We start from the raw sequence: 26,197 nt of genomic DNA, 5'->3' as shown, positions 1-26,197 counted from the left end.
CCGCCCTACGCGGCCTTAAGGAAGGAGCCGACATGCCGCGTACGCTCATCAGAAAGAACCCGAGCAACTTCAAGACCCTGCCCCTGCTCGTCGAAGCGACACCCGAAGGCCTGAGTTACCAGAGTGTCGGGATGCCGCTGAATTTCGCCCAGACCCTGCAACGCCGCAAGCCTGTAGCCGTGGCCGATGCCGAGCGTTTTTCCCTGGAGTTGGCAAACCTGGGCGTTTCCGTGCGCCTGACCCTGCATTGGCAGAACCGCGACTATTGGGTACTGGTGCGCCAGCGCCGGCAGGATCGCGGCGACGTGGTACTCAAGCTGATTTCCGGCTACGTCCCGGCCCACGAGCTCAACCTGCCACTGCTCACCGCCATCAGCGAAATTGCCGAGGAATGCCTGCTGGAAACCCCGGAAGGCTGGCTGGGCGGGCGCTTCAACGACACCTGGCTGCCGGCCCCCTACGCCACGGCCCTGCATTACCGCGAAGCCTTGCCGTTTCGGCTGACGCCACTCTCGGGCTCGGCACGCCCGGTGCGCAGCGCCAACCTGCAACTGATCGAACGACCACGGGCCTACGTGCATCTGCCGACGGCATCGTTGCAACTGATCTATGACTTGCGCCTGGATGTGCCCAAGGAAGCCAAGTCCCTGAGCCTGTTTCACGTCGATGAGCGCCTGGAAGGCGACCAGTTGGTCGCGCGCCTGGACCGCAAGCGACCCGACCTGTACCTGATGCCGCTTGAAGACGGCAAGCCGATTGGTGAGCTCTATACGCTTAAACGTGATCAGCTGGTTGCGGCCAGCACCCGAGGCCTGCACCTGGCCGAAAGCTTTGCCAGCCAAGAGGGCTGGGTGGTTCGCGACGAACGCATCCGCTGGAAGGATTGGCTCGTGAAACAAGGCTTGGAAGTGCACGCGCCTCGTCGCCAGGGCCTGACCAGCTTGCACAAGAAAGCCATGGGCCTGATGCGCATGGTGCGCGGGACGCTACACAAATAGCGTCAGCTGGAACGCCGTTTATCCAGATAGGTTCGCCACCGTGCAAACAGATGGAAATAGCGATTCTCACGCTTACCCATGCCACGCTTGGGTGAGAACGATTCTTCGGCGAAGGCACCATCGATTCGTACCCGTGATGCCGTGGTCGGCAGGGTGCAAACTTTCACATGTGCTTGTTGCAATGCGTATTTGAGCAGCCGCTCGGAATGCAGTTGCCTGCCCGTTGCCTCGCAAAAATCGAAAATACGCTCGATACGCTTGCCATAGGCTCGGTAGGCATCACGCCCGCAAATAGCGAAACGGTCGTTCAAGCCCCCCCACCATTGCCAGTCCGGAATGTAGGCATTCAATCTGCGTGTATCGGGGTGAGCGAACACATACGCCGGAAGCGCTGTGTGGTAGAAATTGTCAGGACGCACAAACACGACGAAATCCGGATCAAACGGTTCCATCATGGCCGTCACCGCATTCAGGGAATTGAGCTGGTAGATCAGGTTTCTGAGCGAAGCATGCTCATCTCCCCAAGTATCGCCCAAGGACTTGACCCGCTCGAAGTCCCAGCGTTCCAGAACCCCCTCGGGAGAGTCGAGGCGACCGATCATGGTGCTGAACGGTGCATAGTTGTCCGCTTTCAGTTCACCCTGCTCCCCCGAGCGGGGATTGCGAATTTCCTCGATTTTGTACAGATGATAAAAGCACTGTACTTCGCTCCCGGCAGGAATTTGTGCCAGCACGTTCTCTTGAATAGAGGGAAAACAGATTTCCGAGTTTCTCGGAATTCCAAAAAAAGCCAGCGCAACTTTCAACACGCATCCTGCCCTTGTCGTAAAAAAGATTTGCCCAGCGGCATCGCATCAGATGGCTCAACTGGCCAATGCGACTCAAGGGCGACGAAACCACCTTTGCCACCAACGGCAGCGTTGCAACGGCACAACACTTACATCGGCCTTGAGCAGCCACTGCCGCTCATAATCCCAAGCGTGTCCGCTCCAGAACTTTCCCGCCTCGTTGGAAAAACCCAAGGTCATGATTTGGTAGGTATAACCGGCATGGCCGCGCAACCAATCGAGCAGCACCAGCGCATTGAAGCCCGTCGAAGGACCGACATAGCGCTTGCCACCCTCCCTGTTGACCGGGTAGTTCCACAAAGGTGGTAATGGAATGCGCTCCCAAAACAAGGCCACGCCCGGCAGTGGCGACATATCCCCGGTGCATCCCACCAACATTGTGAAGCAGCGTGCGTCGGGCTGGTCGAACAATCGCTGCACCTCGGCGTTGTAAGGCAGGCCGAAGAAGTAGGCGTCGGGGGCATTAAAGCCATGGACGAACACATTGACGCTGTTCGGGCTGAGCAGTGCCGACTTCACGCAGGTATTGAAGGTCACGACCACGTCGTCACTGCCGAGATCGAGCGCCTGGAAATCGGCCGCAGTGATTGCTGGATTATTCGCCACGAGCACCACCCGTGATGCTCTTCCCAAGCAGTCCTTCAACGCCTGAGGCAAGGCCTCCACCAGCGATTGATGACCGCCCGGCAATCTGTCGAGCGCCATTTCATCACTGATTTGAGGTACACGCTCCGCCATGTCGCTTACCCCGGTACCTTCATGCCGTAACGCAGCTTGACCCATCCGCGAGTGAATACCGAAGGGGCTTGCCATGGACGCATTTCCCGCTGGATTTCCTCGGCCAGCACCCGCCCGACACGCGCAAAAGAATAGCGGCTCTCGGCGAAGGCCTGGCCATTGCGGGCGATCCGCGCGGCCAGTTCCGGATCACGCTGCAGCAGCTCGAGCTTCTGCACGGCCTCGTCCTCGGAACGATAGAAAACGGTGTTCTCCATGTCCTCAAAACCCAGCAATCGATCTTCCTCGCCCTGACTCCAGGCCAATAACACGCAACCGCAGGCCATCGCCTCGAAGTTCTTGATCATGAACTCCCCCATGCCCAGGTCAGCGCTGACAAAAATCTTGATGCGATTGAGTGTTTCCAGATACTCGCGACCCGATTGGGTGCGTGTCACAAGCATGCCGGTGCGTTGTACCAGGGATTCAAGCAACGCTTTGCGTTGAGCATATTCAGTGCTCTTGAGACTACCGAGAAAACCAATGGGGATATCGCGGACACTGTCAGTATTGCGCAGCATCTGTTCGTCATAACCTTTGGAAACGAACACCGCATCGATGTTCTCGGCTTGCATCCGACGAGCCACCACAGCCCCTGACACCAAGGCGCGGCAACTGGGCAAGCGGCGGTACAGACGCGAGTAGACACCCTGGTATTTACTTTCACGCATGTAGTTCTGATAAGCGTCGTGTTCAAGGAAGATCAGCCCCGGAATACACTTCAATACGCTCAATTGCGGTGCCAGGCGCTTGACCCGAGAAAAAATCACCACCCGGTCGAAATCTTCATAATTGACCGAGGCCAGGAACTTGCCAAGTTTCATTTGCTGCGGCTTACTCAAGCGATAGATGGTGCAGTCGTCGCAATTCTCTCGCACGACTTCATACAGTCGATCAAGGATCACACGCTGTTCATCCATAACCAGAAGCATGACTTTCATAAGTTAATTGACCACGAAACGAAACAAGCAGGGCCTATGAGTAAGCTCAGCCCGCAAAGGCAGACGCTTGCCATATATGGCCTTCCCCGGAATACAAAATGATCCCCTCAACGGCTGCGAATTTTTTCGACAATAGCCGTCGTCGAACTATTTTCCACCAGCCCTAATACCTTTACCAAACCACCGTAGGCCGCGACGATATCAGCGCCAACGACCTGATCGATCCCGTAGTCGCCCCCCTTGACCAGTACATCCGGCTTGACCTGGCGCAGCAGGTTTTCCGGCGTACCTTCGCTAAAGCTGATCACCCAGTCCACCGCGCCCAGGCCGGCCAAGACTGCCATGCGCCGGTCGACGCTGTTGATCGGGCGCCCCGGCCCTTTGAGACGGCTTACGGAGGCGTCGTCGTTGACCGCGACGATCAGGCGATCGCCTTGGGCCCTGGCCTGCTCGAGGTAGGTCACATGGCCGGCATGCAAGATGTCGAAGCAACCGTTGGTGAAGACGATTCTTTCATTGTGGGCACGGGCGTCGTCAACAGCCAGCAGCAGCTGCTCCAGGCCTAGTACACCTCGCTCGGAGCCTTCCTCACGCTGGATGGCGCGGCGCAGCTCGGGAGCGCTAATGGCGGCCGTGCCGAGCTTGCCGACGACAATGCCCGCCGCCAGGTTCGCCAGGGCGACCGCATGGGGCAGCTCCTCGCCCGCAGCGATTGCGGCGGCCAGGGTGGAAATCACGGTGTCGCCAGCCCCCGTTACATCGAACACCTCACGGGCACGGGCCGGCAGGTGCAGCGCAGGGTGATCGGGGCGCAGCAGGGTCATGCCATGCTCGCCTCGGGTCACCAGCAAGGCGCCGAGCTCGAGGTCCTGCATCAACTGCGCACCTTTGCTAACCAAATCGTGTTCATCGACGCAACCGCCGACGATGGTTTCGAACTCGCTGAGGTTCGGCGTGATCAGGCTCGCACCACGGTAGATGGAAAAATCCTTGCCCTTGGGGTCGGCCACTACCGGAATGCCACGGGCACGGGCCGCCTGGATCAACACCTGATGGTTTTTCAACGCACCTTTGCCGTAGTCCGACAACACCAGGACCTTGATGCCTTCGAGCAGGCGATCAACCTCGGCACCGAGGGCCAGGGGATCAGTGGCGAAAGGCTCTTCGAAGTCGATGCGCAGCAGTTGCTGGTGACGACTCATGACCCGCAGCTTGACGATGGTCGGCTGGTGCGCAATGCGCTGGAATATTGCCCGCACCCCTGCGCCCTTGAGGCTATTGGTCAGGCTGTCGGCGGCTTCGTCGTCGCCGGTCACGCCCACCAGGGAAGCCGGAGCGCCGAGAGCGGCGATGTTCAGGGCAACGTTGGCAGCACCACCGGGGCGATCCTCGATGTGCTCGACCTTGACCACCGGTACCGGCGCCTCAGGGGAAATCCGCGAGGTACCGCCATGCCAATAGCGGTCGAGCATGACATCGCCGACCACCAATACAGGGGCTTGATCGAATCGCGGCATGGACAACTTCATGGAGCATCCCACATACAAAATGAACAGGGCGGGGATATTAGCACAGGGTTGGCGCAAGGCTCGTCCATGGCTGCAACGGCGCGCCGCAGAGGTGACCGATCAATTTTACAGTAACGCCAATATCCGCTCGCAGGCCTGGGCCAGCTCCAGCTCGCTGGTATCGATCTCGCATTGCGGCGCAAGCGGCGCTTCGTAGGGGCTGTCGAGCCCTGTGAAATGCTTGATTCGCCCGGCACGGGCTTCGCGGTACAGCCCTTTGGGGTCACGCTGGGCGCAGACGTCGAACGGCGTGCTCACATAAACCTCCACGAAGGTGCCCTCGGGGAACAACTGCCGGGCCGCTTCCCGGTCGGCGCGAAACGGGGAAATGGCCGCAACGATGACGATCAGGCCGGCGTCGACCATCAAGCGCGCCACCTCGGCAATGCGACGGATATTTTCCTTGCGGGCCTCGGCATCCATGCCCAGGCCCTGGCACAGCCCCTGGCGCAGGTTGTCGCCATCGAGCAGGGCGGTGTGCAAGCCCTGCTGGTAGAGCTGCACTTCCAAGGCATTGGCCAGCGTCGACTTGCCCGCCCCTGACAGCCCGGTCAACCAGATACAGCGGGGGCGCTGGGCTTTGATGGCCGCCCGATCCTGGGGCGTGAGCGCCTGCTCATAAGGACGAATCTGCACCTGTTGCATCGACATTTTTGACGTTTCATTCATAACCAAGCATCTCGTAGTCACGTTGGTACACCCGCCGCACCAACCGACGGGTCCGTACCGAGCAGATTTCCCTTACCGGCACCGCAGCACGCTGCCGGGTGTGGTTCACATGGGGCAACGTCGCGGTCAGCCCCAGATGCTCGCATACCCGCTGATAGTCCCGATCGAGGTATTCCTGATAACCGATGAAGTCCATCGCCAGGTGGCCGAGGGAGTCGGTCAGGAAGTCCGTCTGGGCAGCAAAATGCATTTGCCGGGTGATGTTCTCCGAATGCAGCCAACGCGCGACGAAATCATCGAAGTCTCGGTATTGGCCAACCAGTTCCTGAGCCGCATGGTCGCGCGGCCCCAACGTGTTGCCCCGCAGGAAAGCATAGGCCGAATATGCACGTTCCAGCGGATCACGGACAAAGGCAAACTTGAAACTGGCGGCGTACTGCTGGGCGAACTGCTCTTGGTACCAATACAACGGCAGGTGGCCCGGGCTGTAGCCATCGAAAAGCCCCACGCAAACACTGCTGCCGGCACATTTTGGCACATGGATGAACAGGCAGCCGCGCTTGGCGAAAGCTTCGGGGAAACGGCAATTGGCCGACATCGATTTGTTCACCACCTGTCGGTCGACAACCGACAGGCGCCCCAACAGAAAGGAGCGCTGCGACTTGGGCAGTAGCTTCCATAGATAGCGTTGCAGCATTCAAGTACTCGCGCGAGGGGCTTGCCCTTCAATGACTGAAGTGAGTCCAGGAAAGTCCTGTGGCCAGAACCTTACCAAGCGCGAGTCGCAGATTTATGGTGGATTGGTCAATACGGGTATCGACCTGGTTACAAATGCCTTGGGGGACCGAGCTTGCCCAGCCCCGCAGGCTCCACTGGTATTCAGGCGATATCCTGGGCCGGAGCGTCCAGCCCCATGGCATTCAGGCGTGCGTAATAACCGTTCTGCGCCAGGAGTTCCCCATGGGTCCCGCGCTCGACAATGCGTCCCTGATCCATCACCAGAATCAGGTCGGCCTTTTCGATGGTCGAAAGACGGTGGGCTATCACCAGAGTCGTACGGCCTTTCATCACTTGGTCCAGCGCAGCCTGGATGTGCCGCTCCGACTCGGTGTCCAGTGCAGAGGTAGCCTCGTCCAGAATCAACAGCGGGGAGTTTTTCAGTAAGGCCCTGGCAATGGCCAGGCGTTGGCGTTGACCGCCGGAGAGCAGCACGCCGTTTTCCCCGACCTGGGTGTCCAGGCCTTGAGGCAACTGCCTGATGAAATCCATGGCATAGGCGTCTTGAGCCGCTTTCTCGATATCGACTCGCGGTGCACCGGCCAGGTCGCCATAAGCGATATTGTTGGCCACCGTGTCGCTGAACAGCGTTACATGCTGGGTCACCTGGGCAATATGACGGCGCAGATTCAATAGCTTGTACTGTTCGATTTCAACACCATCGAGCAGTATCTCGCCTTCGTCGTGGTGGTAGAAACGCGGGATCAGGTTAGCCAGGGTCGATTTACCGCTGCCCGAACGTCCCACCAAGGCAACCATCTGCCCAGGCTCGACCGAGAAGCTGATGTCGTTCAGCACCTGCCGATCGGTGTCCGGGTAGGTGAAGCTCAGGTGGCGCACATCCAGCCGCCCGCTGACAGCATCACGCTCGATGGTGCCCGTATCGGTTTCCGGCTTGACATCCAACTGCTCAAAAATGCTTTCGGCCCCCGCCACGCCTTTCTGGATGGTCGAACTGACTTCCGACAGCTGGCGAATCGGCTTGGGCAGCAGACCTGCCAAGGTAATGTAGGCCACCATGTCGCCCGCCGAAGCATCTCCACGCAAATACAAGACGAGGAACATCAGAACGGCCATGGCACTGTAAATCACCAGTTGCAGCAGCGGCGTGTAGATCGCACCGGTACGAGTCATGCGCAACTGCTTGTCGGTATTGCCCTGGCTGGCCTGGAGGAAGCGTTTCTGCTCGTAGACCTCGCCACCAAAACTGCGCACGACGCGATAACTCTGGATGGTTTCGGAGGCGACATGGGTCACATCCCCCATCGCGGCCTGGATTTTCTTGCTCTGCTTGCGAAACTTCTTGCTCGCGGTGCGGACCATGAGCGCAATCAAAGGCAGGATCGCCACCATCACCAGGGTCAAGCGCCAGTTCATGAACAACAGTGAAGCGAACAGGAAGATCACGGTCATGCCTTCACGGATAACGACCTTGATCGCATCCGTTGCCGCCCCCGTCACCATGGTCACGTTAAACGTGATACGGGAAATCAGGTGACCCGAGTTGTGTTTGTCAAAATAGCGATTGGGCAGGGTCAGCAGGTTGTTGAACAACTGCACCCGTAAGTCGTGTACCAGCCCCAGCGAAACCTTGGCCAGGAAATAATTGCCCAGATACGACCCCAATCCCTGCCAGGCAGCAATGAGGATGATCAGCAGCGGCACGGCCTGTAATAATTGCAGGTCGCGCAGGTAGGGGACCGTCGGAAACAGCACCGCGTTCGGATTGGAGAGGCCGTCGACAAAATACTTGAGGATGTAGCCAAGCATCGGCTGGGTGGAAGCGAAAATCAGGAACCCAATGATACTGAGCCCGAACAAGCCTATATAGGGCTTCACGTAACCAAGCAGGCGGAAATAGATTTTCAAGCTCGAAGGGCTTGCGGGAAGACTGGAGTCGGCCATATCACGCGAATATCGATAAAAAGGAGGCTGACTTTAACACAGCTTCTTCGGTGTTCTGGCAAACCGCTAAGGCTGTTATTGTTACGCGTCTGCAAAACACCAAAAAGCCATCACCTTGAATGGCCAACCGATTTCAGGAATGAATTCCTAAGCATGTTATCCAAGCACCCCGCCACGTCCAATAGAGTTTTCGACTTCATCTGCCAATGGATTCTTCCGCTTGGCTTCTTGCTGCTGCTGTGTGCCTTGTTCTTTCTGCCGGGGCGCAGCCAGCACCATAAATTGTTCTACGGTCTGTTCAGCATCCCTGCCCTCATAGCGGTGTGCCTGAGGCCGAGCGCGTTGAAGGAGCTGATCCGCGAGCCGATTTTCGTCGCCCTCTTGATGTTCGTCGGTTGGGCGCTGATCAGCGTGTCGTGGGCACCCGAGACCGAGAATATCGCCCGCCCAATCAAAACCGCATTGCATACCACATTCCTGTTCGTCGGCTGCTATCTGCTGGTGCGCCATCGCAGCGACCTGCTTCACCCTCTGCTTTTCTGCGCGGCAACGGTCGCCCTGATCGCCACACTCTACAATTTATATGTGTTTGCCCAGATATACCGGCCGGGGATGCGGCTGATCGGGGGGGGCGCCTTCGACAATCCACTGCTCGCCTCACACCTGTACGGGTTCTTCTGCGTCTACTGGTTAAGCCTGAGCATGCTCTGGAAAAATCGCCATATTTTCTGGCTGACCGTCCCTGCGGCCTTGGTCATGTTCACCGCGGTCGTCGCTACCGGCTCAAGGACTCCCCTGGTTGCCTTGGTCGCAGCTGTCATCTGGGTAGGTATCCTTTGCTGGAATCGTCGTTCGCTTGCCTTGTTCAGCCTCCTGATAATTGCCGCCGGCGTCACAAGTGTATTGTTTAACGAGATGATCCTCGCCCGCGGAGACTCGTACCGTTTCGAGATCTGGCAGATCATTTTGCAGGCGATAGCCCAACATCCCTGGATCGGTCACGGCTACGGCGCGGACCTGGAGGTTGATCCAGGCATAGGCTACATGCTGGCAGAACCCCATAACTTTGCCCTTGGGGTCTTGTACTACGTCGGAATCATAGGCCTTGTCCCATGGCTTTTTTTCCAGGCCTGGGGCTTGCTGAGCAGTTGGCGTTATCGAACCCAGCCCTTGTTGGTGATCGCCTCCACGTGGTTGGTATATGGCATGGCAGCGGGGCTGACTGAAGGTGGAGGCATTCTTTCCAGGCCGAAGGAGCATTGGTTCCTGCTGTGGATCCCCCTGGCCCTGATCGCCGCCTTGAGCATCAATTACCGCGCCAGGCGTTTGCTGGTCACGCCTGTGCAACGGCTGACACCGCAAGCCCTGGACAGCCTTGCCGCGGGAGCCCAGGTAATCGAATCCGACGGCCTGGGACCTAAAGTCCTGCGCCTGGCGGGGGGAGATTTCCTCAAGCTGTTTAGAGCACGCCGCTGGTATACCTCGGGCGGCTTCAATCCTTATTCCGAGCGCTTTGCGGTACACAGCCAACAATTGCAAAACCTGGGAATACCGAGCCCGACAATCCGCCACGTGTACCATCTGAACGACGGCAGTAGCGCGGTGCACTACGTTCCCCTGCCAGGGATGACCTTGCGCCAGGCACTGCAAGATACTTCTACGCCAGAGGAGCGCCACGCCCTGGTAGAAGGCTTTGGTAAATTCATGGCGCAACTGCACGAGCGAGGCGTGTACTTTCGCTCACTGCACCTGGGCAATGTGCTGGTGCTGGAAAACGGTGAATTCGGCCTGATCGATGTTGCCGACCTGCACCTCTATCCGTCGTCCCTCAGGATCGCGCTTCGCCAGCGCAATCTGCGCCATCTGCAGCGCTATAAGGAAGATCACGGCTGGCTTTTCGAACAACACCTTGAGGCGCTGCTTGACGGTTACGCCACGGTTGCCTCAAAACCGGCCGTCGATCACCTGCAAAAGCGTATTTTGTCGGGAAGCAACCCAGCCCGGGCATGATGCCCCCTCGACCCCCAGACCTTTAGCGCGGGCCGCTCTTCGATACGGAATGTAGCGGCCCGGATCATTCCACCGCCGCTGGTCAGGGTTCAGTGTTTTTCCAGCCGGCAGAAAAACAGCCGACCCAGGCCTCGCCAGGTTTTTTTATTCCAGGCCCTGAAGGGAATCTGCGCCAATAATTCGCGGGCGAACGTGTGGTCGCGGTTGGACGTTTTCAGGAACATGGAATTGAGGAACTTGTAGCGCACCTGGTCATAAAGCGGATGATCGCTGAACAAGGCATATGTGCGCAGAATACTGTCGGTCATGAACCGATGATTCTTGTAGGAGTTGGTCGCGTGCTTGCGATAGCGCGCCATCAAGACGCTCAGACCATCGATGAAATAACCGGCACGGGTCACTTTAAGCTCGATCAGCAGGTCTTCCAGGCGAATCTGCGGATCGAACCCACCTACCTTCTCCAGCGCCTCGCGACGAATCATCAGGGTCGGTGCCGGCGGGTAGGGTTTGCGCTCCATGAACATGTCTTCGAAATCCAGGCGCCGGAAGGGTACCTCGCGGTTCTGACGACTCTCGGGAAAAAGATTGCCGTCGGCATCGATCAATTCGATATTACCCGCACAGATACCGACCTCGGGCTTGCCGTCCATGTAGGCCACCTGAATGGCAATCCGCTCGGGAAGCATGATGTCGTCGGAACCAAACGGCACAATCAAGCTGCCACTGCAGCGGGCGACTGCTTCGTTAAGCGTATTGGTCAGCCCCTGGTTCTGCTGGACCCGAAAGTCGAAGCCATGCACCGCCTGCAAGCGCTGGATACGTTCGACGCTGTCATCAGTGGAGCCATCATCGATGACCAGCAACTCTATGTTCGGGTAGGTCTGTCCCAAGACGCTGAGGATGCATTCCTCAATGTATCGGCCATGGTTATAAGACGCGATGATCACGCTTACGACAGGTTGCGCGACACTCATGGCTGCTCCTTTTGGGCTTCATTCAGGCCGGTCTCGATCAGCTCAAGGTATTGCCTACGGAACACTTCGATGTCGTGCTGCTCGACAAGGTATCGATAGGCTCGCTCGCCACAGGCCTTGAGCTCGGCGTCAGAAAGGCCCAGGTAGGTGTCGAGTGCGGTTATCAGGCTCGGCACATCGGCGGGCGTTACCGCCAGGCCTCCGGCCCCCTCAATCAATGGCAACATGGCCGGTACGTCCGAAGCGATCACCGGCAGATGTCCGCTCATGCCTTCCAACAGTGCCAGGCCCAAGCCTTCGGCCAGGGAGGGCATGGTCCAGATATCGAATGCCCTAACGTATTGCAGAGCGTTTTCCTTGAAGCCCAACAGGTGGGCGCGATCCCTCAGGCCCAACTGATCGATCTGCGCCGCCAGCCGGGACTCTTCCCGTCCGGCGCCAATGATCGCCAGTTGGGCCATAGGGTATTTATCCTTGAGCGCGGCAAAGGCTTGCAGCAGGTATGTGTGTCCCTTGACCGGAACCAACCGACCCAAGGCACCAATCAGCCTCACCGAAGGGCTGATACCCAACAGTTCACGGGCGCGCTCACGCGGGTGCTGCAAGGCTTCAGCCTGTTCGATATCAATGGCGTTGGTAATGGCGTAGGTATTGGGATCGGTAAAACCGCAACGACAGTCCAGCAGATACTGCTTGACGGCCGGCGACACGCCGACAAATCGCCAGTGGCGATCCACCAACCGCTGCGTCTGGCGGCGACGATAAAACCGGTCATATTCCCCGAACCCGTGGGAGATGCCGATGCACAGCGGGATTTTCAACCATCGATTGAGCTGCAACATCATGTTGACGGGTTTGAAACGATTGCACACGACAACATCGAATTTTTCCCGGCGACAGAACTGGTACAACTGCCACATCGCACGAAGACGCATTCCCTTGAGCGCCTTGTCGGAAAATTCGAAATAAACCGAACGGTCCGCCCGACTGACGGCTTCGCCAGGCCCGGGGCGACCTCGCAAAAAAGCCGCCGTCACCTCGTAGCGTTCACTGGGCAGGGCCTTGACGATCTGTTCCGCAAGATCGGCGAAATCATGCTGCTTAACGTTGTAATCCGGCTGCAACTGCAGCACCTTCAACCGCTGACTCATAATTCTCCTTGGTGCAAACCCGCCGCATCAATCATCCAGGCAGGCGACGTCGCCAGCCGTTGTATTTCGGCAGGATCTGGCTCGGGCAGGGCCGACCACTCGTTGCGCTTCCAGCAAACGAAATGAAAATAGGGGAAAACACGGTCCCCATCCCGATCATTCGTCAGGCGACCATTACGCCAGTACCAGCGAAGAGGGAAATTCTCTGAACCGTCATGCCACTTTATGCAACCACCCGGCGTGCTGAACGCTTCTGTGAACTCACTGCGTCGACGCCATGGATTGAATTTACCCACCAGGGTAAACAGCGGCTCGGGAAAGTTCTTGCGCCACAGGAAAATACGGCTGAACGCGCCTTCGTCCAGCGCGTGGTGCCGATCATCGGTAAAACGTTCTTTCCAGTGTTTGATCAGCTTGAACACTTCACGTGCACGGGCGCTGTTGCGTATCAAGCACAAATGACCAGCGACACGTCGCTCATGGGTGGAGAACACGTCATGGCTGGCCAGGCGTTCAGCGGTGAAATACTGCCGAAGATCACCGTACACCAGGTCGATATCGCCAAAAGCCCAAAAGTCATAGCCGTCGAGACGATCGATATGAATGTACCCGAGGGCAGGCTTGATATCACACAGCTTGTAGGGCTGTTTCGGCCTGAACTCGATCTCCAATCGCCGGGACACCAGCTGGCAATAGGCCTCGAACGTGGTGCTTTCAACCGTCACGTTCGGTGGAAGATTTTCCGGAACACCGCAGTCACTGAACAACAGCCAATCAATATCAGCGTTACGCCGGCAACTTTCGAGAAACAATGGCATCCAGAACGGCCAGCGTCCGAAATACGGAATGATAAAAAGAATACGCGGGCATGGATTGATCACAGCAAGCTCACATTCACCAAGGACGAAGGACGCTTGAGGGTGTTATGCGTCATCTATGTGTTACCTGTGCTTCACAGGTGTCAGCAACCAGAGGAGCTCGTGACGCCTGACCGCTTTGCGGAAAAAATCGTTCTCGCCATAAACAGACCTCACTCTACGGGTCAGGACATATTGTATCCATCGCCTCAAGCGGCGTTTCAGAGGCGCACGCGGTTGCAGGTCATGCATCATGCCCAGCGCCATGGCCTTGTCCCGCTGGACAGCCAATGATAAGGGCAAGCTCAGGGGTTGCATCAACTGACCTGGATCGAAGACCGGCGGCAACGCCACGCCTTCTCCGGTATGGCCCATGGGCCAACGGTCATTGTCGTGCAGGTGATTGGCATAGCCCAACAGCATGGTCGGTTGCCATTCCAGGCCTTCGAGGGCTTGGAGGACGGCATGATGGGCGCAGAGATGATCGGGGTGCGGATCAAGGGTCGGATGCGGCAACACAATGACCTCGGGACGCGCCTTGAGCAGCAGTTCGCGCAGGTCCGCCAACAGGTTGTTCCAGGTCGGCGCGCCGTCGGCATCGCCGGGCAGCAGGAACGGGTTCAACTGACGGAACAGCCGCGTATCGCTCAGGTCAGCCTCGCGAGAACCTTGTGGTTGGCTCGGCGCCGCTTGCATGGCGGCCAGTTGCAGGCAGAAGTAACCCAACTGCACGCAATGCGCTTCAGGTACCCCGGCCCAACGCGGTACCGCAATGCTGTCCCAGGCGCGCAAACGACCCTTGAGCCGCGCTGCTTCGACGCGGTCCAGCCCCATCTGCTGATAATGCTCGGCTTCGATTTCACCGGCGGTCAGCGTGACGACCCAAGCTTCGTCAGCCTGACTGTACAAGCCGTAGGCGGCCAGCTCCGCATCGTCGGCGTGGGGAGCGATGACCATCACCCGCTGACGCTGCACTGGCGGCGCTGTGAAGGACCATAGCGTCGGCTCGCCCAGCAAACGACAAAAGCGCCCGCGCAGGCGCAGCTCGCCCCGGGACAACGCAGGGCCCTGCTCGCTGAGATTGAGATAGCGCAGGCCGTTGACCCCGCGCTCGAAGGTTTGCAGGTCCCTTTCACCGCCCGACAATTCGACGATCGGGTCGATGAAGCGCCCCAGCCAGGTGCTCTTGACCCGCAACGCGAGAATCAGCGTCGCGCCATCGTCCAGGATCACGCCTTCGTCCAGCCGCAGCCGCCCGGCATTGAGATGTACCTTGGGTTGCTGGGTGAACGGCGGGAAGCTGTACTGGTAATCATCCCTGGGCGAATAGAACAGATGATCGGCGAACCACGCCTCATGGGCGATCCAGCCCAGCACCGCCAGCACCAGGGGCAACCACCAGGCCACTGCCACACCCAGCAAGACCAGCGCGATGAGGGCCAGCAGCAGCCCCACGCGCTTGTTGCGACGGTGGCGCCTGAGCAACTGTTGCTTGCGGCTCATCGGTGGGTTCATACGGTAAACACCGGCACGGGGTTGCACCAACGGTCCTTGTATTCCCGGTCCGCCCGGCCGAACGAAAAACGCAACGGCTTGCCGGCGGCACGGGCATGTTCCCAGGCGCTTTGGGTGTTGAGAAAGCTCAATACACTGCCAGGGCTGAATTCGCGAGTCTGTGGGTCGACGCCACCGTTGATGTACTCGACGCTGATCCACTCGGGCGCTTCGACGCGATACACCAACTGGATGGCAATCGGCGCATCGTTGAGGAAGATCACCGAACCGATCAGCCATTCACGCAGCAACTCGATTACCTCGCCCATGCGCTCGGCACCAGTGGCCGCAAAGCCCCAGCGACGCAGGAACAGGTCGCAGTAGATCGAGGCCAGCTCGGCACTGGAAAACTCGCCGACCGGCCGGACCACCCCGCCCGCCTCTTCCAGCAAGCGCAGCTCACGGCGCTGGTTGTAGCGAAACTTCTTGGACAGTTCTTCCGGCGTACGGGCCATGGCCAGTTGTTCCTGCTGCAACTTCAAGCCACTGAAGCGCCCCTCATTGAGGGTCGACAGGTAACGACCCCGATGACGCAACGGCGCTTGTGCATCCGGCGCTGCCGGCAGGATCAATTCGGCATTGCCCAGGTCGAACAACCCCTTCTTGCCGCTGCGCTTGAGCACGTCTTTGGACAACGCCAGGTCGCGGCCCCAGGTCGGTATGGCCGCCTTGAGCTCACCGCCCTGTTCGAACGCCAGGTAACGCACGGGGATCCCGGCCAAGGCCGCCAGGCGCTCGACCACCAGGGGATGGGTCGCCACACTGCCGCCAAAACGTTGCCAGGCCTGGGCATAAATCGACGCGTCTACGGCTGTCCAGCCACGCTCACGCCAGCCTTGGAATCGATTGAACATTCAGGCCCTCGGCGCCAGTTCGGTGACTTGGGGCAAACGCCAGAATGCCTCGCGTACGGCGCGATCCGAGAAGCGTTCGCGCAAGCGGTCGAGCATCAGTTCGGCGCATTGGCGACGCTGCAGATCGTCCATGGCCGCCAGGTGTTGCAGCCCCTGGGCCATGTGCTCGGCGTCACCGAACGGAAACAGGATACCGACGCCTTCGACCACTTCCCTGGCGCCACCGCAAGCAGTGGCCAGCAACGGTACACCGGCAGCCATGGCTTCGAGCAGCACCATGCCAAACGGCTCATGGTCGGAACTCAGGGCAAACACATCGAACGCACGGAAATAACGGCGCGCCTCGGGCACCTGGCCGAGCAACAGCACGCGGTCGGCGATGCCCAATTCCAGCGCCAACGCCCGGAGGTCCTGCTCCAGACGGCCCTTGCCGAGAATCGCCAGCTGACTGTTGGCCGGCAAATACTTCAGCGCCGCAGCAAAGCCGCGCAACAGCGTGGCCTGGTCCTTGTCCGGGTGCAGACGGCCGACATTGCCGACAATCCAGGCATGCGCGTCCAGCCCCAGGGTCTGCCGCGCCTCCTCCCGGGAAACCAGGCTGGCCTGCGTGGCATCGAGGTCGATTCGGTTGTAGAGGGTCTGGATCCGGGCAGCCGGCCATTTCGGCAGGCAGCGGCGCATGTCGTCGCGCACCGCATCGGACACCCCAAGCAGGCTCAGGCGCTTGCAAAAAAACTGGGCGAACAGCCGGCGGGTGCGCCGCTCGTAGTCACCGAAGGCATGATGCACGCCGATCACCGGCAAGCGGGTGCCGAGCAGGGCGATGTAGATCGGTTTGAAGCGATGAGCAATGCAGAAACTGAAATTGCGTGAGGCGGCAATCTTGCGCAGATCGCCAATGGCGCCCAGCTTCAGGCCACGAATGGCACTGGAGCTGTACTCCATGAACAGCACCTCGTCCGAGGCACAGGCGGCGGCGACTTGCGCATCCGCCGCCCCGGTGAGAAACACCGTGGTCACGCGATAGCCAGTGCCCGCGAACAGGCTGGCGTACTGACGGGCGCAGTCCAGGAACGGCCCGTCATAGCCGTGGCAGAACTGCAGCACATGTCGCTCAGCCGAGCGTGTCATAAGCGTCCACGCCGTCTTTGACCACCAGGATGTCTTCCATGATCAAGTATTGCAGATCGGAACCGAAGAACATGTTCAGTGCGTCGGTCGGCGAGCAGATCATCGGCTCGCCACGACGGTTGAGCGAGGTGTTCAGCGACACGCCGTTGCCGGTCAGGACTTCCAGGGCCTTCATCATGTCGTAGTAGCGCGGGTTGTATTCGCGCTTGAGCACCTGGGCCCGGGAGGTGCCGTCTTCATGGACGACTTCCGGCACACGGGTTTTCCATTCTTCGGCCACTTCGAAGGTGAAGGTCATGAACGGCGCCGGGTGGTCGACCTTGATCATCTGCGGCGCAACGGTGTCGAGCATCGACGGGCAGAAAGGCCTCCAGCGTTCGCGGAACTTGATTTGTTCGTTGATCCGATCGGCCACGCCGCTGGCGCTTGGGCAACCGATGATCGAACGACCGCCCAAGGCTCGTGGGCCAAACTCCATGCGTCCCTGGAACCAGGCCACCGGGTTGCCGTCGACCATGATCTTGGCGATGCGCTCGGGGGTGTTGTCGATCTTGCGCCACGCAGGCTTGCTCGGATGACGGGCGCACGCGGCGATCACGTCTTCGTTGCTGTAGGCCGGGCCGAGGTAGACGTGCTCCATCTTCTCTACCGGCACGCCACGGGCGTGGGACACATAAGCCGCCGCACCCACCGCGGTACCGGCGTCACCGGAAGCCGGTTGCACGAACAGCTCCTTGACGTCGTCACGGGCGATGATTTTCTGGTTCAGCTTGACGTTCAACGCGCAGCCGCCGGCGAAGGCCAGCTTGCCGGTTTCCTTGAGCACGTCGCCCAGGTAGTGGTCGATCATTTGCAGCGCGAGCTTTTCGAACAGCGCCTGCATGCTTGCCGCGTAATGAATGTACGGTTCGTCGGCAATGTCGCCTTCACGCTTCGGGCCGAGCCATTCGATCAGCTTCGGCGAGAAGTAGAAACCCTTGCCCTTCTCTTTATAGCGACGCAGGCCGATCACGTTGGCGTAGTCGGTGTTGATCACCAACTCGCCGTTTTCAAAAGAGGCCAGGCGCGAGAAATCGTACTTGGTGGCATCGCCGTAGGGCGCCATGCCCATGACCTTGAACTCACCGTCGAGCATTTCAAAGCCCAGGAACTCGGTGATCGCGCCGTACAGGCCGCCCAGGGAGTCCGGGTCAAAAAATTCCTTGATCTTGTGGATCTTGCCGTTTTCGCCATAGCCAAAGAAGGTCGTGGCGTATTCGCCCTTGCCGTCGATGCCCAGGATTGCGGTTTTCTCCTGGAAGCCCGAGCAGTGGTAGGCGCTGGAGGCGTGGGCCAGGTGATGCTCGACCGGCTCGATCTTGATCTTTTTCGGATCGAAGCCCAGTTGCTCCAGGCACCAGACGATCTTGCGGCGATAGCGCTTGTAGCGACGGTTGCCCATCAGGATCGCGTCGAGGGCCCGGTCCGGGGCGTACCAGTAACGCTTGGCGTAGTGCCAGCGCGCCTCGCCGAACAGGCTGATCGGGGCGAAGGGGATCGCCACCACATCGACGTCGCAAGGCTTGATGCCGGCCTGCTCCAGGCAGAACTTCGCCGATTCGTAGGGCATGCGGTTCTTTGCATGTTTATCGCGTACGAAGCGCTCTTCCTCGGCCGCCGCGATCAGCTTGCCGTCGATGTACAGCGCGGCGGAAGGATCATGGCTAAGGGCGCCGGACAGGCCAAGAATCGTCAATGCCACAGGGGTCTAGCCTCTTATGTCTGCATACGGGCGACAAGCGCCTCGAAAAATTGATGTGCCGCACGCCCAAGGCGCAGGGCAGCTAAAGGGCGGGATTATAGCTTAAAAGCGGCCTCAAGCCTCTAGCGGTGAGTGGGGAGCGTTTAGAGCGCGCCGCCTGGCGCTATTGACGGGCCACGCGCACCTTTGGCGAGGGCGTTTGTTCCCGCCGGGCTCTGTAGGTGCTGGCGAAGGCTCGGGCCGCGTTCGGACGATCTTCTGATCTTTCGCTTGAGACTCTAGTACCTGGGCAAGATCGCAGCCTCGCTTCGCTCGACAGCTCCTACAGGCGCAGCCCTGCGGGAAGCAATCTCTGCCAACAGTGACCGGTTACAAGACAGATGGCGCGCTATCGACATCCTTGGGCAACCGCTCATCGATCACCCGATACAGCGCACTGTCCTGCGGCCAATTGCGCATGAACCGCGCGCGATCCCGGGCGTAGGCCTGGGCGAAGCTGGCGTGGGTGCGGTGTTGGCACATCGAGTCGAGGTCGATCAGCGCCCAGCGGTCGTGTTGCCAGAACAGGTTGTGGCCCTTGAAGTCGCCGTGGCTGATACGTTCGCGGATGAGGTCGGCGAACAAGCGATCCAGCGCCAGCAACTCCGTCTCGGGGGCGTCACCGTTTTGCACGTAGGGGCCGAAGCGCTCGATGATGTCCGGCCCCGCCAGGTGTTCGGTGACCAGGTAAGCGCCGCGGCGCAGCCACAGGAAGCGCTTTTCCAGCAGTGCCAGGGGCTTGGGCGTGGCGATACCGAGAAAGGCCAGGCGATGACCTTCACGCCAGGAATGCCAGGCGCGGCTCGGGCGCCAAAAGCGCTTGAGCCAATGGGCGAAGTTCTTGATGTTGTAGCGCTTGATCACCAAGGTACGACCGTTCACCTCGACTTTGCCGACGCTCGCCGCGCCACCGGTCTTGTACAAGTGGCCTTGGTCGAGCAAGGCATCAGCCTGCTCCAGCACCGGCATCATGGCCGCCTCTTCGTCACGACGGATCGCCCGCAGGCCGAACGGCCCGCGCCGCACGCTGAACAGGCTGCACTCGCGCCCGACTTTTTCGAGGAAATCCTTCAGGCGCCAGGCTTGCACCTTGTCGATCTGTTTTTGCAGCGCCTCCATGGGCAGCGCATGTTCGGCGTTGCCCAGCAGGTAATACACCAACAGTTCTTCATTGAACGGCTGGAGGGCTTTGGGAAGCTGGGCAAAAAACACCCCCAGGTTCTCCAATACTTTCTGCCGCGACAACGGTTGGCCTGGGATTTCAGCGCGGATGCCGGCGCCGTCGATCAAGTAGAGCTTGCCGTCGTGACGCAGCAGGTTGTCCAGGTGCAGGTCTTCCTGCCACAGGCCTTTGCTGTGCAATTGCGCGATAGCGCCCAGGGCTTCGGCCAGCACCGCCGTCTGTTCGTCGGCCAGCAAGGGCAGGTGTTCGACCTGTTTCCAGGCATCCCCCAGGCTCTGGGCGCCTTCGAGCAATTCGAACAACAACCAGCCGCCTTCACCCTCTTTCAGGCCATCGGCCAGCAACAACGGCGTGGTCATCCCCTGCTCCGCCAGCAGGCGCACGCCTTGCAGTTCCCGCTGGAAATGCCGGGCAGCCTTGTTGCCCACCAATAATTTGGCCAACACCGGCCGGCCACGCCAGACACCAGCACCGACATAACGCTGCCCCGGCAACACCCGCAACAGCGAAAGCAGTTGCAACTTCGCCGGGCCGGCGGCATCGGCCAGTTCCAGGCTCAGGGGCAGGCTGGGGCTGCGGCCGGCATTCTTCAATTCGGACAAGTGCATCAACGGGCTTCCTTGTGGCTGCGCCGAGCGTTCAGACGGGTCATCCAGCGGTCGACCAGCCCACTGTCGAGCGGCTGGTCCAGATAACTGGACAGCAGCTGGCGCACATCGGCATCACTCCAGACAGAGGCACGCCGCAGCAAAGGCTCCAGGTCCTTGACTCGATCCCGCAGACCGAACAATAGCGGCCGGGTCTTTTCCAGGTCGATCAGTTGCGCCTGGAAGCCGTCGGCGGTGGCTTGCAGGAAGATGTGTTTTGGATAGAAGCAACCGTGCACCTGATGCATGCCGTGCAGGCGCCGCGCCAACTGACCGCAGGCGTTGAGGATGGTGGTGCGCTGCGCCGCCGTCAGGCTCGACCAGCGCTGCACCAGCGAATCCAGGTCATCCCAGCCGTCCAGGGCGCGGGTCAGCAGAATCGCCCGCACCTCGCCGTTCACCTTGCGCTGGCCATAGAACACCGCTTGCAGGGCCGGAATGCCCAGTTGGCGATAACGGCTGATGTTGCGAAACTCCCGGGAGAAACTTGGCTCGCCAAAAGGGTGGGACAAGGTCCGGGTCAGGTAATTGCTCTGGCGCTTGAGGTAATAACCCCGCCCCTCCAGCTCCAGCCGGAACACGCTGCTCCAGCCGTCACCCGAGGTGTTGGGTTCGTCCACCGCGTCCAGTTCCCGCGCCCACAAGGCCTCGAAGCTGTCCAGGCCATGACGTTGCAACAACGCCCGGTCTTCAGCGGCCAGAAAATCAGTCATTCACGCCCCTCGAAAAATCTCACCACGTGACGGATGCGTTTCTTGTCACACGCATCGAGCCGGTCGCGCTGGCGGTATTGCAGGTAGAACCGCAGGCGCTTCGTGGCCGACAAGTGATACTTGGCCACTTTGTCCAGGCATGCCAGATCCTTGGTGATACGGTACTTGAGCCAGAAGCCACGCCAGAAGGCGCCGTTCGGGCAGTCGATCAGGAACAGCTTCGCTTGGTCATCGATCAACAGGTTGCGCCACTTCAGGTCGTTATGGGTGAAACGATGATCGTGCATGGTCCGCGTGTAGACGGCCAGTTGCCGGCTCACATTGTCGACCCAGGCGCGGTCGGCCAGCCTTGGATCGCGACGCTCGGCCAGGGCCGAAAGGTCTTCGGTATGCGGCAGCTCGCGGGTGATCATCGCGCCACGGGCATAGGTCGCGCCGTTTCGCTCCAAGCCCCAACCCACGACTTCGGCGGTGGGAATGCCCCATTTGGCGAAGCGCTTGAGGTTCTGCCATTCAGACTTGACCCGCGGCTTGCCCAGGTAGCGCCGCAAGCCTTTGCCGGCCCCGACGTAGCGCTTGACGTAGTAATTCACGCCGTTTCGCTGCACCCGGATCACCTCTGACAACGGATCACGGGTCAACCGCTCCCCTTGCAACGCGAATACCGCTTCGAGGCTACCGAAATCCTGCGCCAGATCGGCGTAGGCCGGTTCCAGATTCCAACCCGACATCAGAGCGCGTCCCCATATCGCTGCTTGCGGGCATACAGCTTATTGGCCTTGCCTTCGAGCCAGGCCAGCAAGGACGCCTCTTCAGCGAGGATTCGGCGCAGCGGCTGCTGGAAATAGCCCTTGAGGAAACGCAGTTTGTCGCGCCGGGTCAGGCCGATGTCCAGCGCCGAGAAATACAGCGCCGCCAGGTCTTTGTTGCGCCAGCGAGTGGTAATGGCTGGACGGGTCTGGGCACGGTGCAGGTCGATCACCGAAAGTTTGAAATCGGCAGGGGTCACTGGCCTGTCGGTGTGCAACAGGAAATGGCAGATGTAGCAGTCGCGATGATTGACCCCGGCGCGGTGCATCATGCCGGTCATGCGCGCCACTTCGGCGATCAGGGCACGCTTGAGTGCCGGTTGCGGCGGTTGCTTGACCCAGTCGATGCTGAAGTCTTCAAGGCTGACGGTCGGCGCCAGCTCTTCGGTGACGATGAACGAGTGCTGGTCTGCCGGGTTGCTGCCCTTCTCGCCGTACGCAACAGCGGTCATGGTCGGCACGCCGACTTCCTGCAAACGCTGGATGGCTTTCCATTCCTGCCCTGCGCCGAGTACCGGCAGCTTGGCGGTGAACAGGTTCTTGAAGATCTCGCCCCAACCGATGCCGCGGTGGATCTTCACGAAAAAACCGCGACCGTCCACCTCCGTGCGCAAGGTGCGCCGGGCTTCCAGTTCGCGATAGACCTCGCCCTTGAGCGCCTCGACTTCGGCGAACGCATCGCGCCCGGCCCAAAGGCTCTTGAACGGTTCGGCCAGCATCAACTTCATTGTGCGTGCTCCGCCAATATCACATCGGCCGCGTGCTGCGGCATGCTGTAGAGGTCAGCCGTCTCGGCGAAGGCCAGACCGTTGCGGCTCCAGGCCGCCCGGGCATCGGCATCGTTCAACATGCGGCCCAGGTACTCGGTGAGCTGTGCTTGCTCGAACGGCTCATCCAACACCAGGCCACTGTCGGCCTCGGCGATGTAATGGGCGTACCCGCACACCGCACTGACCAGCACCGGCAACCCGGCCACCAGCGCTTCGAGCAGTACGGTGCCAGTGTTCTCGTTGTACGCCGGATGGATCAACAGGTCGGCGCCCAGCAGGAAACGCGGGATGTCGCTGCGGCCCTTGAGGAACCGCACATTTTCACCGAGCCCCAGTGCGGCGCTCTGCAGTTGGAATACCTTGGGGTCGTCCTGGCCGATTACAAACAGCCGGGTGCGCTTTCGCAATTCGGCGGGCAGCGCGGCCAGGGCCTTGAGGCTGCGATCCACGCCCTTGGTCTTGAATCCGGAACCGATCTGCACGAGCAGCAGATCATCCTCGGCCAGCTCGAATTCGGCCCGGAACGCGGCACGGATCTCGTCGGCGTCGGCGGGCCGCCGCCGGTCCTGGGCGATGCCCGGCGGCAGCAGGTGAAAGCGCTCAAGCGGCGTGCCGTAGTGCTTGATGAACAGTGGCTGCTGGACTTCGGAAATCATCAGCACGTCGGTCTTGGCGTCCTTGGCGAACACCGCCCGCTCGTACTCGGCGAAATGCCGGTAGCGGCCCCAGCGCCGGTACAGCGAATTTCGCAGGTTCTGCGCCTTGTCTTCGAAGCAGCCGTCGGCGGCGTAATACACGTCCAGGCCGGGCATTTTATTGAAGCCGATCAAACGGTCCACCGGGCGCTTGGCCAGGTCGGCCTCCATCCACGCACTGAGCTTCTCGTTGCGACGATGATTGAACAGCGCCTTGACCGGCGCCACCAGCACTTCGAAGCCGGGCGGCACGTCACCTTCCCAGATCAGCGTGTAGACACGGATCTGGTGACCGCGTCGCTGGCATTCCAGGGCGATGCGCATGAAGTCACGCTGCAGGCCACCGAAGGGGAAGTACTTGTAAAGGACAAAAGCCAATTGCATCAGCGCGGCTCCTCAGCCAATAACGTGCTCAGGTGGCTGGCAACACGCTCGGGGTTCAGACGCGTGAAGCACAGGGGCTGCTCGCGTTTCAGGTCAAACCGCCGGGCGTCTTCGGCGGTCGGCGGGTAAGTGCAGTGTTTCTGCATGCACGGTGCGCAAGGGAAATCACTGGCGAGGTGAATCTGGCCCTTGCCGTAGGCACCGGTCAGCACCGGATTGGTCGGGCCGAGCAGGGAAATGGTCGGCACGTCCAGGGCCGCGGCCAGATGACCGAGACCGGTGTCCACGGCCACGCAAGCCTGGGCCCCGGCAAGCACCTTGCCCATCCCGCCGAGGTTCAGCTTCGGCAGCACCAGGGCATTGCGCAACCCGCTGGCGATGCGTTCGGCCCGGGCCTTCTCGGCGGGGCTGCCCCACGGCAGCTTTACTACCACGCAGAACTGCCCCATGCGCTCGGTGAGCTGGCGCCAGTACAGTTCGGGCCAATGCTTGGACTCCCAGGTTGTGCCGTGCAGGAACACCACATAGGGATAGGGGCGTGGCAACTCCACCAATCGGTCGACGTTGAGGCCATAGCTACCCTGCGTCTGCGGCAAGTCATAACCCAGCGCCAGGGCAAACAGCTGCCGTACGCGCTCGACCGCATGCTGACCGCGAGCCACCGCCAGGCGCCGGGAATAAAAGCGCGCCGCCAGGGGCTCACGCGCCGAATCTTTATCCAGACCGGCCACCGGGGCCTTGATGTAGCGGGTCAGCCAGGCGCTTTTCAGCAGACCCTGGGCGTCGATGACCAGGTCGTACTTTTCGGCGCGCACGCTCTGCTTGAAGCGTCGCCATTCGCCACTCTTGATGGTTTGCCAGAGGTTCTTGCGCCAGCGACGAATCGCCACCGGGATGACCTTGCCCACAGCCGGGTGCCAGGTGGGGATTTCGGCAAAGCCTTCTTCCACCACCCAATCGAACTTGATGCCAGGAATCGCCCGCGCCGCATCGGTCAGCGCCGGCAGGGTGTGAACCACATCCCCCAGCGAAGAGGTCTTGATCAGCAATACCCGCAAGTTACCGAACCTCCACGGGTGTGCCCTGCAAACGCTCCAGGGCCTCGTTCACCGACGACGGCATGAGCTGGCGCAGGCAATTATAGTGACCGAAGCGGCAGGTGCGGTCGAAGCACGGGCTGCACTCGATGCCCAGGCGCACGACTTCGACCTTGTCGGCCAGCGGAGGCGTGAAGCCTGGCGAGGTGGAACCGTAGACCGCCACCAATGGCCGGTTCAGGGCTGCGGCCACATGCATCAGGCCGGAGTCGTTGGACACCACCGAATCGGCGCAGGACAGCAGGTCGATGGCTTCGGCCAGGGACGTGTCGCCGCTGAGGTTCACCGACTCTTCCCGAAGCCCCGGGATCAGCCGCGAACGGATGTCTTCGCCCACCGGGTGATCTTTTTTCGAGCCGAACAGCCAGACCTGCCAGCCTTCGCGAATCTTCGCCTCGGCAACCTGGGCGTAATGCTCCGCCGGCCAGCGCTTGGACTCTCCGAACTCGGCCCCCGGACACAGGGCCAGCACCGGACGATCCAGGCTCAGGCCGAACTTGGCCAGTGCCGCTTCACGGGTCACCGGATCGATCGCAAGGCTGGGTCGTGGATACGGCTTGGGCAGCTCGGCCCCAGGCTCGCAGGCCAGGGCCATGAAACGCTCGATCATCAGCGGATAACGTTCTTTGTCCAGCGTGCGCACGTCGTTGAGCAGGCCGTAGCGAAACTCGCCACGCCAGCCGGTGCGCTTGGGGATGCCGGCGAAGAACGGCACCAACGCCGATTTCAACGAATTGGGCAACAGGATCGCCTGGTCGTACTGACCGGCCAGGGATTTGCCGATGCGCCGACGGGTCGCCAGCTCCAGCACGCCATGGCCGAGCGGGAAGCTCAAGGCCTTGCGTACCTCGGGCATGCGCTCAAGGATCGGCCGGCTCCACTCGGGGGCCAAGACGTCGATTTCGCACTGCGGATGACGCTGTTTAAGGCACTGGAACAGTGTCTGCGCCATCACCATGTCACCGACCCAGCTGGGCCCAACGATCAGAATATTCATGTGCTTTCCAAAAACGATACGGGGAGGCCTACGCCTCCCCGCCTCGAGAATCACTGTGGCTTAGGTCGTTGCCTGTTGCCCTAATCTACAACACACCACATTTAAATC

General features: G+C 60.3%; 23 protein-coding genes. 2 read left to right on the top strand and 21 right to left on the bottom strand.

Annotated features, from left to right (window positions below):
* The first annotated feature begins 32 nt into the window (after window positions 1–32).
* Complete coding sequence (locus AC09SL_RS17685; protein ID WP_058543048.1) at window positions 33–998, top strand: hypothetical protein; 966 nt, start codon at window positions 33–35, stop codon at window positions 996–998.
* A 2-nt stretch (window positions 999–1,000) separates the two neighbouring features.
* On the opposite strand, the gene AC09SL_RS17680 is transcribed toward AC09SL_RS17685, so the two are convergent.
* The 7 genes from AC09SL_RS17680 to msbA all read right to left on the bottom strand — a co-directional run bounded on the left by AC09SL_RS17680 (window position 1,001) and on the right by msbA (window position 8,483).
* Window positions 1,001–1,807, bottom strand: a complete 807-nt coding sequence (locus AC09SL_RS17680) for a hypothetical protein (protein WP_058543047.1) — start codon at window positions 1,805–1,807, stop codon at window positions 1,001–1,003.
* Between the two features lie 72 nt (window positions 1,808–1,879).
* Entirely contained in the window at window positions 1,880–2,584 is a 705-nt protein-coding gene (locus AC09SL_RS17675; protein WP_058543046.1) for a hypothetical protein, read from the bottom strand.
* 5 nt (window positions 2,585–2,589) lie between these two features.
* A complete protein-coding gene (locus tag AC09SL_RS17670) occupies window positions 2,590–3,564 on the bottom strand; it encodes a glycosyltransferase family protein (RefSeq protein ID WP_058543045.1) in 975 nt (324 codons plus the stop codon).
* Between the two features lie 107 nt (window positions 3,565–3,671).
* Entirely contained in the window at window positions 3,672–5,093 is a 1,422-nt protein-coding gene (hldE, locus tag AC09SL_RS17665) for a bifunctional D-glycero-beta-D-manno-heptose-7-phosphate kinase/D-glycero-beta-D-manno-heptose 1-phosphate adenylyltransferase HldE (protein ID WP_058543044.1), read from the bottom strand.
* A gap of 105 nt (window positions 5,094–5,198) precedes the next feature.
* A complete protein-coding gene (gene cysC / locus AC09SL_RS17660; protein WP_058543043.1) occupies window positions 5,199–5,801 on the bottom strand; it encodes an adenylyl-sulfate kinase in 603 nt (200 codons plus the stop codon).
* A complete protein-coding gene (locus AC09SL_RS17655; protein ID WP_058543042.1) occupies window positions 5,794–6,498 on the bottom strand; it encodes a sulfotransferase family 2 domain-containing protein in 705 nt (234 codons plus the stop codon). The genes cysC and AC09SL_RS17655 overlap by 8 nt, the downstream gene beginning before the upstream one ends.
* A gap of 182 nt (window positions 6,499–6,680) precedes the next feature.
* The gene (gene msbA / locus AC09SL_RS17650; protein ID WP_058543041.1) at window positions 6,681–8,483 is read right to left on the bottom strand and encodes a lipid A export permease/ATP-binding protein MsbA; all 1,803 of its coding nucleotides are present in this window, start codon (window positions 8,481–8,483) and stop codon (window positions 6,681–6,683) included.
* Window positions 8,484–8,636: 153 nt separating this feature from the next.
* Here msbA and AC09SL_RS17645 point away from each other — a divergent pair, with 153 nt between their 5' ends.
* Entirely contained in the window at window positions 8,637–10,493 is a 1,857-nt protein-coding gene (locus tag AC09SL_RS17645; RefSeq protein ID WP_058543040.1) for an O-antigen ligase family protein, read from the top strand.
* A gap of 89 nt (window positions 10,494–10,582) precedes the next feature.
* Here the strand turns inward: AC09SL_RS17645 and AC09SL_RS17640 are convergent, their stop codons facing one another.
* The 14 genes from AC09SL_RS17640 to waaF all read right to left on the bottom strand — a co-directional run bounded on the left by AC09SL_RS17640 (window position 10,583) and on the right by waaF (window position 26,089).
* Window positions 10,583–11,467, bottom strand: a complete 885-nt coding sequence (locus tag AC09SL_RS17640) for a glycosyltransferase (protein ID WP_058543039.1) — start codon at window positions 11,465–11,467, stop codon at window positions 10,583–10,585.
* The gene (locus tag AC09SL_RS17635) at window positions 11,464–12,618 is read right to left on the bottom strand and encodes a glycosyltransferase family 4 protein (protein ID WP_058543038.1); all 1,155 of its coding nucleotides are present in this window, start codon (window positions 12,616–12,618) and stop codon (window positions 11,464–11,466) included. The genes AC09SL_RS17640 and AC09SL_RS17635 overlap by 4 nt, the downstream gene beginning before the upstream one ends.
* Window positions 12,615–13,499, bottom strand: coding sequence for a DUF6625 family protein (locus tag AC09SL_RS17630; protein ID WP_081264495.1), 885 nt, complete (start codon window positions 13,497–13,499; stop codon window positions 12,615–12,617). The genes AC09SL_RS17635 and AC09SL_RS17630 overlap by 4 nt, the downstream gene beginning before the upstream one ends.
* A gap of 60 nt (window positions 13,500–13,559) precedes the next feature.
* On the bottom strand, window positions 13,560–14,978 hold the full coding sequence (locus AC09SL_RS17625) for a PIG-L deacetylase family protein (protein WP_058543036.1): 1,419 nt from the start codon (window positions 14,976–14,978) through the stop codon (window positions 13,560–13,562).
* Window positions 14,979–14,986: 8 nt separating this feature from the next.
* Window positions 14,987–15,883 (bottom strand): antimicrobial resistance protein Mig-14, encoded by an 897-nt coding sequence (locus tag AC09SL_RS17620; RefSeq protein WP_058543035.1) that lies wholly within the window; start codon window positions 15,881–15,883, stop codon window positions 14,987–14,989.
* The gene (locus AC09SL_RS17615; protein ID WP_058543034.1) at window positions 15,884–17,014 is read right to left on the bottom strand and encodes a glycosyltransferase; all 1,131 of its coding nucleotides are present in this window, start codon (window positions 17,012–17,014) and stop codon (window positions 15,884–15,886) included.
* Window positions 16,998–18,755, bottom strand: coding sequence for a carbamoyltransferase family protein (locus tag AC09SL_RS17610; protein ID WP_058543033.1), 1,758 nt, complete (start codon window positions 18,753–18,755; stop codon window positions 16,998–17,000). Before AC09SL_RS17610 ends, AC09SL_RS17615 begins: the two co-directional genes overlap by 17 nt.
* Before the next feature lie 369 nt (window positions 18,756–19,124).
* Complete coding sequence (locus AC09SL_RS17605; protein WP_058543032.1) at window positions 19,125–20,585, bottom strand: lipopolysaccharide kinase InaA family protein; 1,461 nt, start codon at window positions 20,583–20,585, stop codon at window positions 19,125–19,127.
* A complete protein-coding gene (locus AC09SL_RS17600; RefSeq protein ID WP_058543031.1) occupies window positions 20,585–21,337 on the bottom strand; it encodes a lipopolysaccharide kinase InaA family protein in 753 nt (250 codons plus the stop codon). Before AC09SL_RS17600 ends, AC09SL_RS17605 begins: the two co-directional genes overlap by 1 nt.
* Complete coding sequence (locus AC09SL_RS17595) at window positions 21,334–22,068, bottom strand: lipopolysaccharide kinase InaA family protein (RefSeq protein WP_058543030.1); 735 nt, start codon at window positions 22,066–22,068, stop codon at window positions 21,334–21,336. Before AC09SL_RS17595 ends, AC09SL_RS17600 begins: the two co-directional genes overlap by 4 nt.
* Complete coding sequence (gene rfaP / locus AC09SL_RS17590) at window positions 22,068–22,874, bottom strand: lipopolysaccharide core heptose(I) kinase RfaP (protein WP_058543029.1); 807 nt, start codon at window positions 22,872–22,874, stop codon at window positions 22,068–22,070. The genes AC09SL_RS17595 and rfaP overlap by 1 nt, the downstream gene beginning before the upstream one ends.
* Window positions 22,871–23,995, bottom strand: coding sequence for a glycosyltransferase family 4 protein (locus tag AC09SL_RS17585; protein ID WP_058543028.1), 1,125 nt, complete (start codon window positions 23,993–23,995; stop codon window positions 22,871–22,873). The genes rfaP and AC09SL_RS17585 overlap by 4 nt, the downstream gene beginning before the upstream one ends.
* Complete coding sequence (waaC, locus tag AC09SL_RS17580; protein WP_058543027.1) at window positions 23,995–25,053, bottom strand: lipopolysaccharide heptosyltransferase I; 1,059 nt, start codon at window positions 25,051–25,053, stop codon at window positions 23,995–23,997. The genes AC09SL_RS17585 and waaC overlap by 1 nt, the downstream gene beginning before the upstream one ends.
* 1 nt (window position 25,054) lies before the next feature.
* A complete protein-coding gene (gene waaF / locus AC09SL_RS17575; RefSeq protein ID WP_058543026.1) occupies window positions 25,055–26,089 on the bottom strand; it encodes a lipopolysaccharide heptosyltransferase II in 1,035 nt (344 codons plus the stop codon).
* Window positions 26,090–26,197 lie beyond the last annotated feature (108 nt).

Source organism: Pseudomonas sp. PF05 (assembly GCF_056521845.1).
The sequence above is the reverse complement of the archived record's forward strand: the minus strand, read 5'-3'. Positions and strand labels throughout refer to the sequence as shown.

Coding starts and splice junctions, on each gene's coding strand:
- AC09SL_RS17635 (WP_058543038.1), bottom strand. CDS start 12,618: ATGAGTCAGCGGTTGAAGGTGCTGCAGTTGCAGCCGGATTACAACGTT.
- AC09SL_RS17620 (WP_058543035.1), bottom strand. CDS start 15,883: ATGTTCAATCGATTCCAAGGCTGGCGTGAGCGTGGCTGGACAGCCGTA.
- AC09SL_RS17655 (WP_058543042.1), bottom strand. CDS start 6,498: ATGCTGCAACGCTATCTATGGAAGCTACTGCCCAAGTCGCAGCGCTCC.
- AC09SL_RS17615 (WP_058543034.1), bottom strand. CDS start 17,014: ATGACACGCTCGGCTGAGCGACATGTGCTGCAGTTCTGCCACGGCTAT.
- AC09SL_RS17685 (WP_058543048.1), top strand. CDS start 33: ATGCCGCGTACGCTCATCAGAAAGAACCCGAGCAACTTCAAGACCCTG.
- AC09SL_RS17670 (WP_058543045.1), bottom strand. CDS start 3,564: ATGAAAGTCATGCTTCTGGTTATGGATGAACAGCGTGTGATCCTTGAT.
- hldE (WP_058543044.1), bottom strand. CDS start 5,093: ATGAAGTTGTCCATGCCGCGATTCGATCAAGCCCCTGTATTGGTGGTC.
- waaF (WP_058543026.1), bottom strand. CDS start 26,089: ATGAATATTCTGATCGTTGGGCCCAGCTGGGTCGGTGACATGGTGATG.
- AC09SL_RS17600 (WP_058543031.1), bottom strand. CDS start 21,337: ATGACTGATTTTCTGGCCGCTGAAGACCGGGCGTTGTTGCAACGTCAT.
- AC09SL_RS17605 (WP_058543032.1), bottom strand. CDS start 20,585: ATGCACTTGTCCGAATTGAAGAATGCCGGCCGCAGCCCCAGCCTGCCC.
- AC09SL_RS17595 (WP_058543030.1), bottom strand. CDS start 22,068: ATGTCGGGTTGGAATCTGGAACCGGCCTACGCCGATCTGGCGCAGGAT.
- AC09SL_RS17585 (WP_058543028.1), bottom strand. CDS start 23,995: ATGCAATTGGCTTTTGTCCTTTACAAGTACTTCCCCTTCGGTGGCCTG.
- AC09SL_RS17625 (WP_058543036.1), bottom strand. CDS start 14,978: ATGAGCCGCAAGCAACAGTTGCTCAGGCGCCACCGTCGCAACAAGCGC.
- AC09SL_RS17645 (WP_058543040.1), top strand. CDS start 8,637: ATGTTATCCAAGCACCCCGCCACGTCCAATAGAGTTTTCGACTTCATC.
- msbA (WP_058543041.1), bottom strand. CDS start 8,483: ATGGCCGACTCCAGTCTTCCCGCAAGCCCTTCGAGCTTGAAAATCTAT.
- AC09SL_RS17675 (WP_058543046.1), bottom strand. CDS start 2,584: ATGGCGGAGCGTGTACCTCAAATCAGTGATGAAATGGCGCTCGACAGA.
- cysC (WP_058543043.1), bottom strand. CDS start 5,801: ATGAATGAAACGTCAAAAATGTCGATGCAACAGGTGCAGATTCGTCCT.
- rfaP (WP_058543029.1), bottom strand. CDS start 22,874: ATGAAGTTGATGCTGGCCGAACCGTTCAAGAGCCTTTGGGCCGGGCGC.
- AC09SL_RS17640 (WP_058543039.1), bottom strand. CDS start 11,467: ATGAGTGTCGCGCAACCTGTCGTAAGCGTGATCATCGCGTCTTATAAC.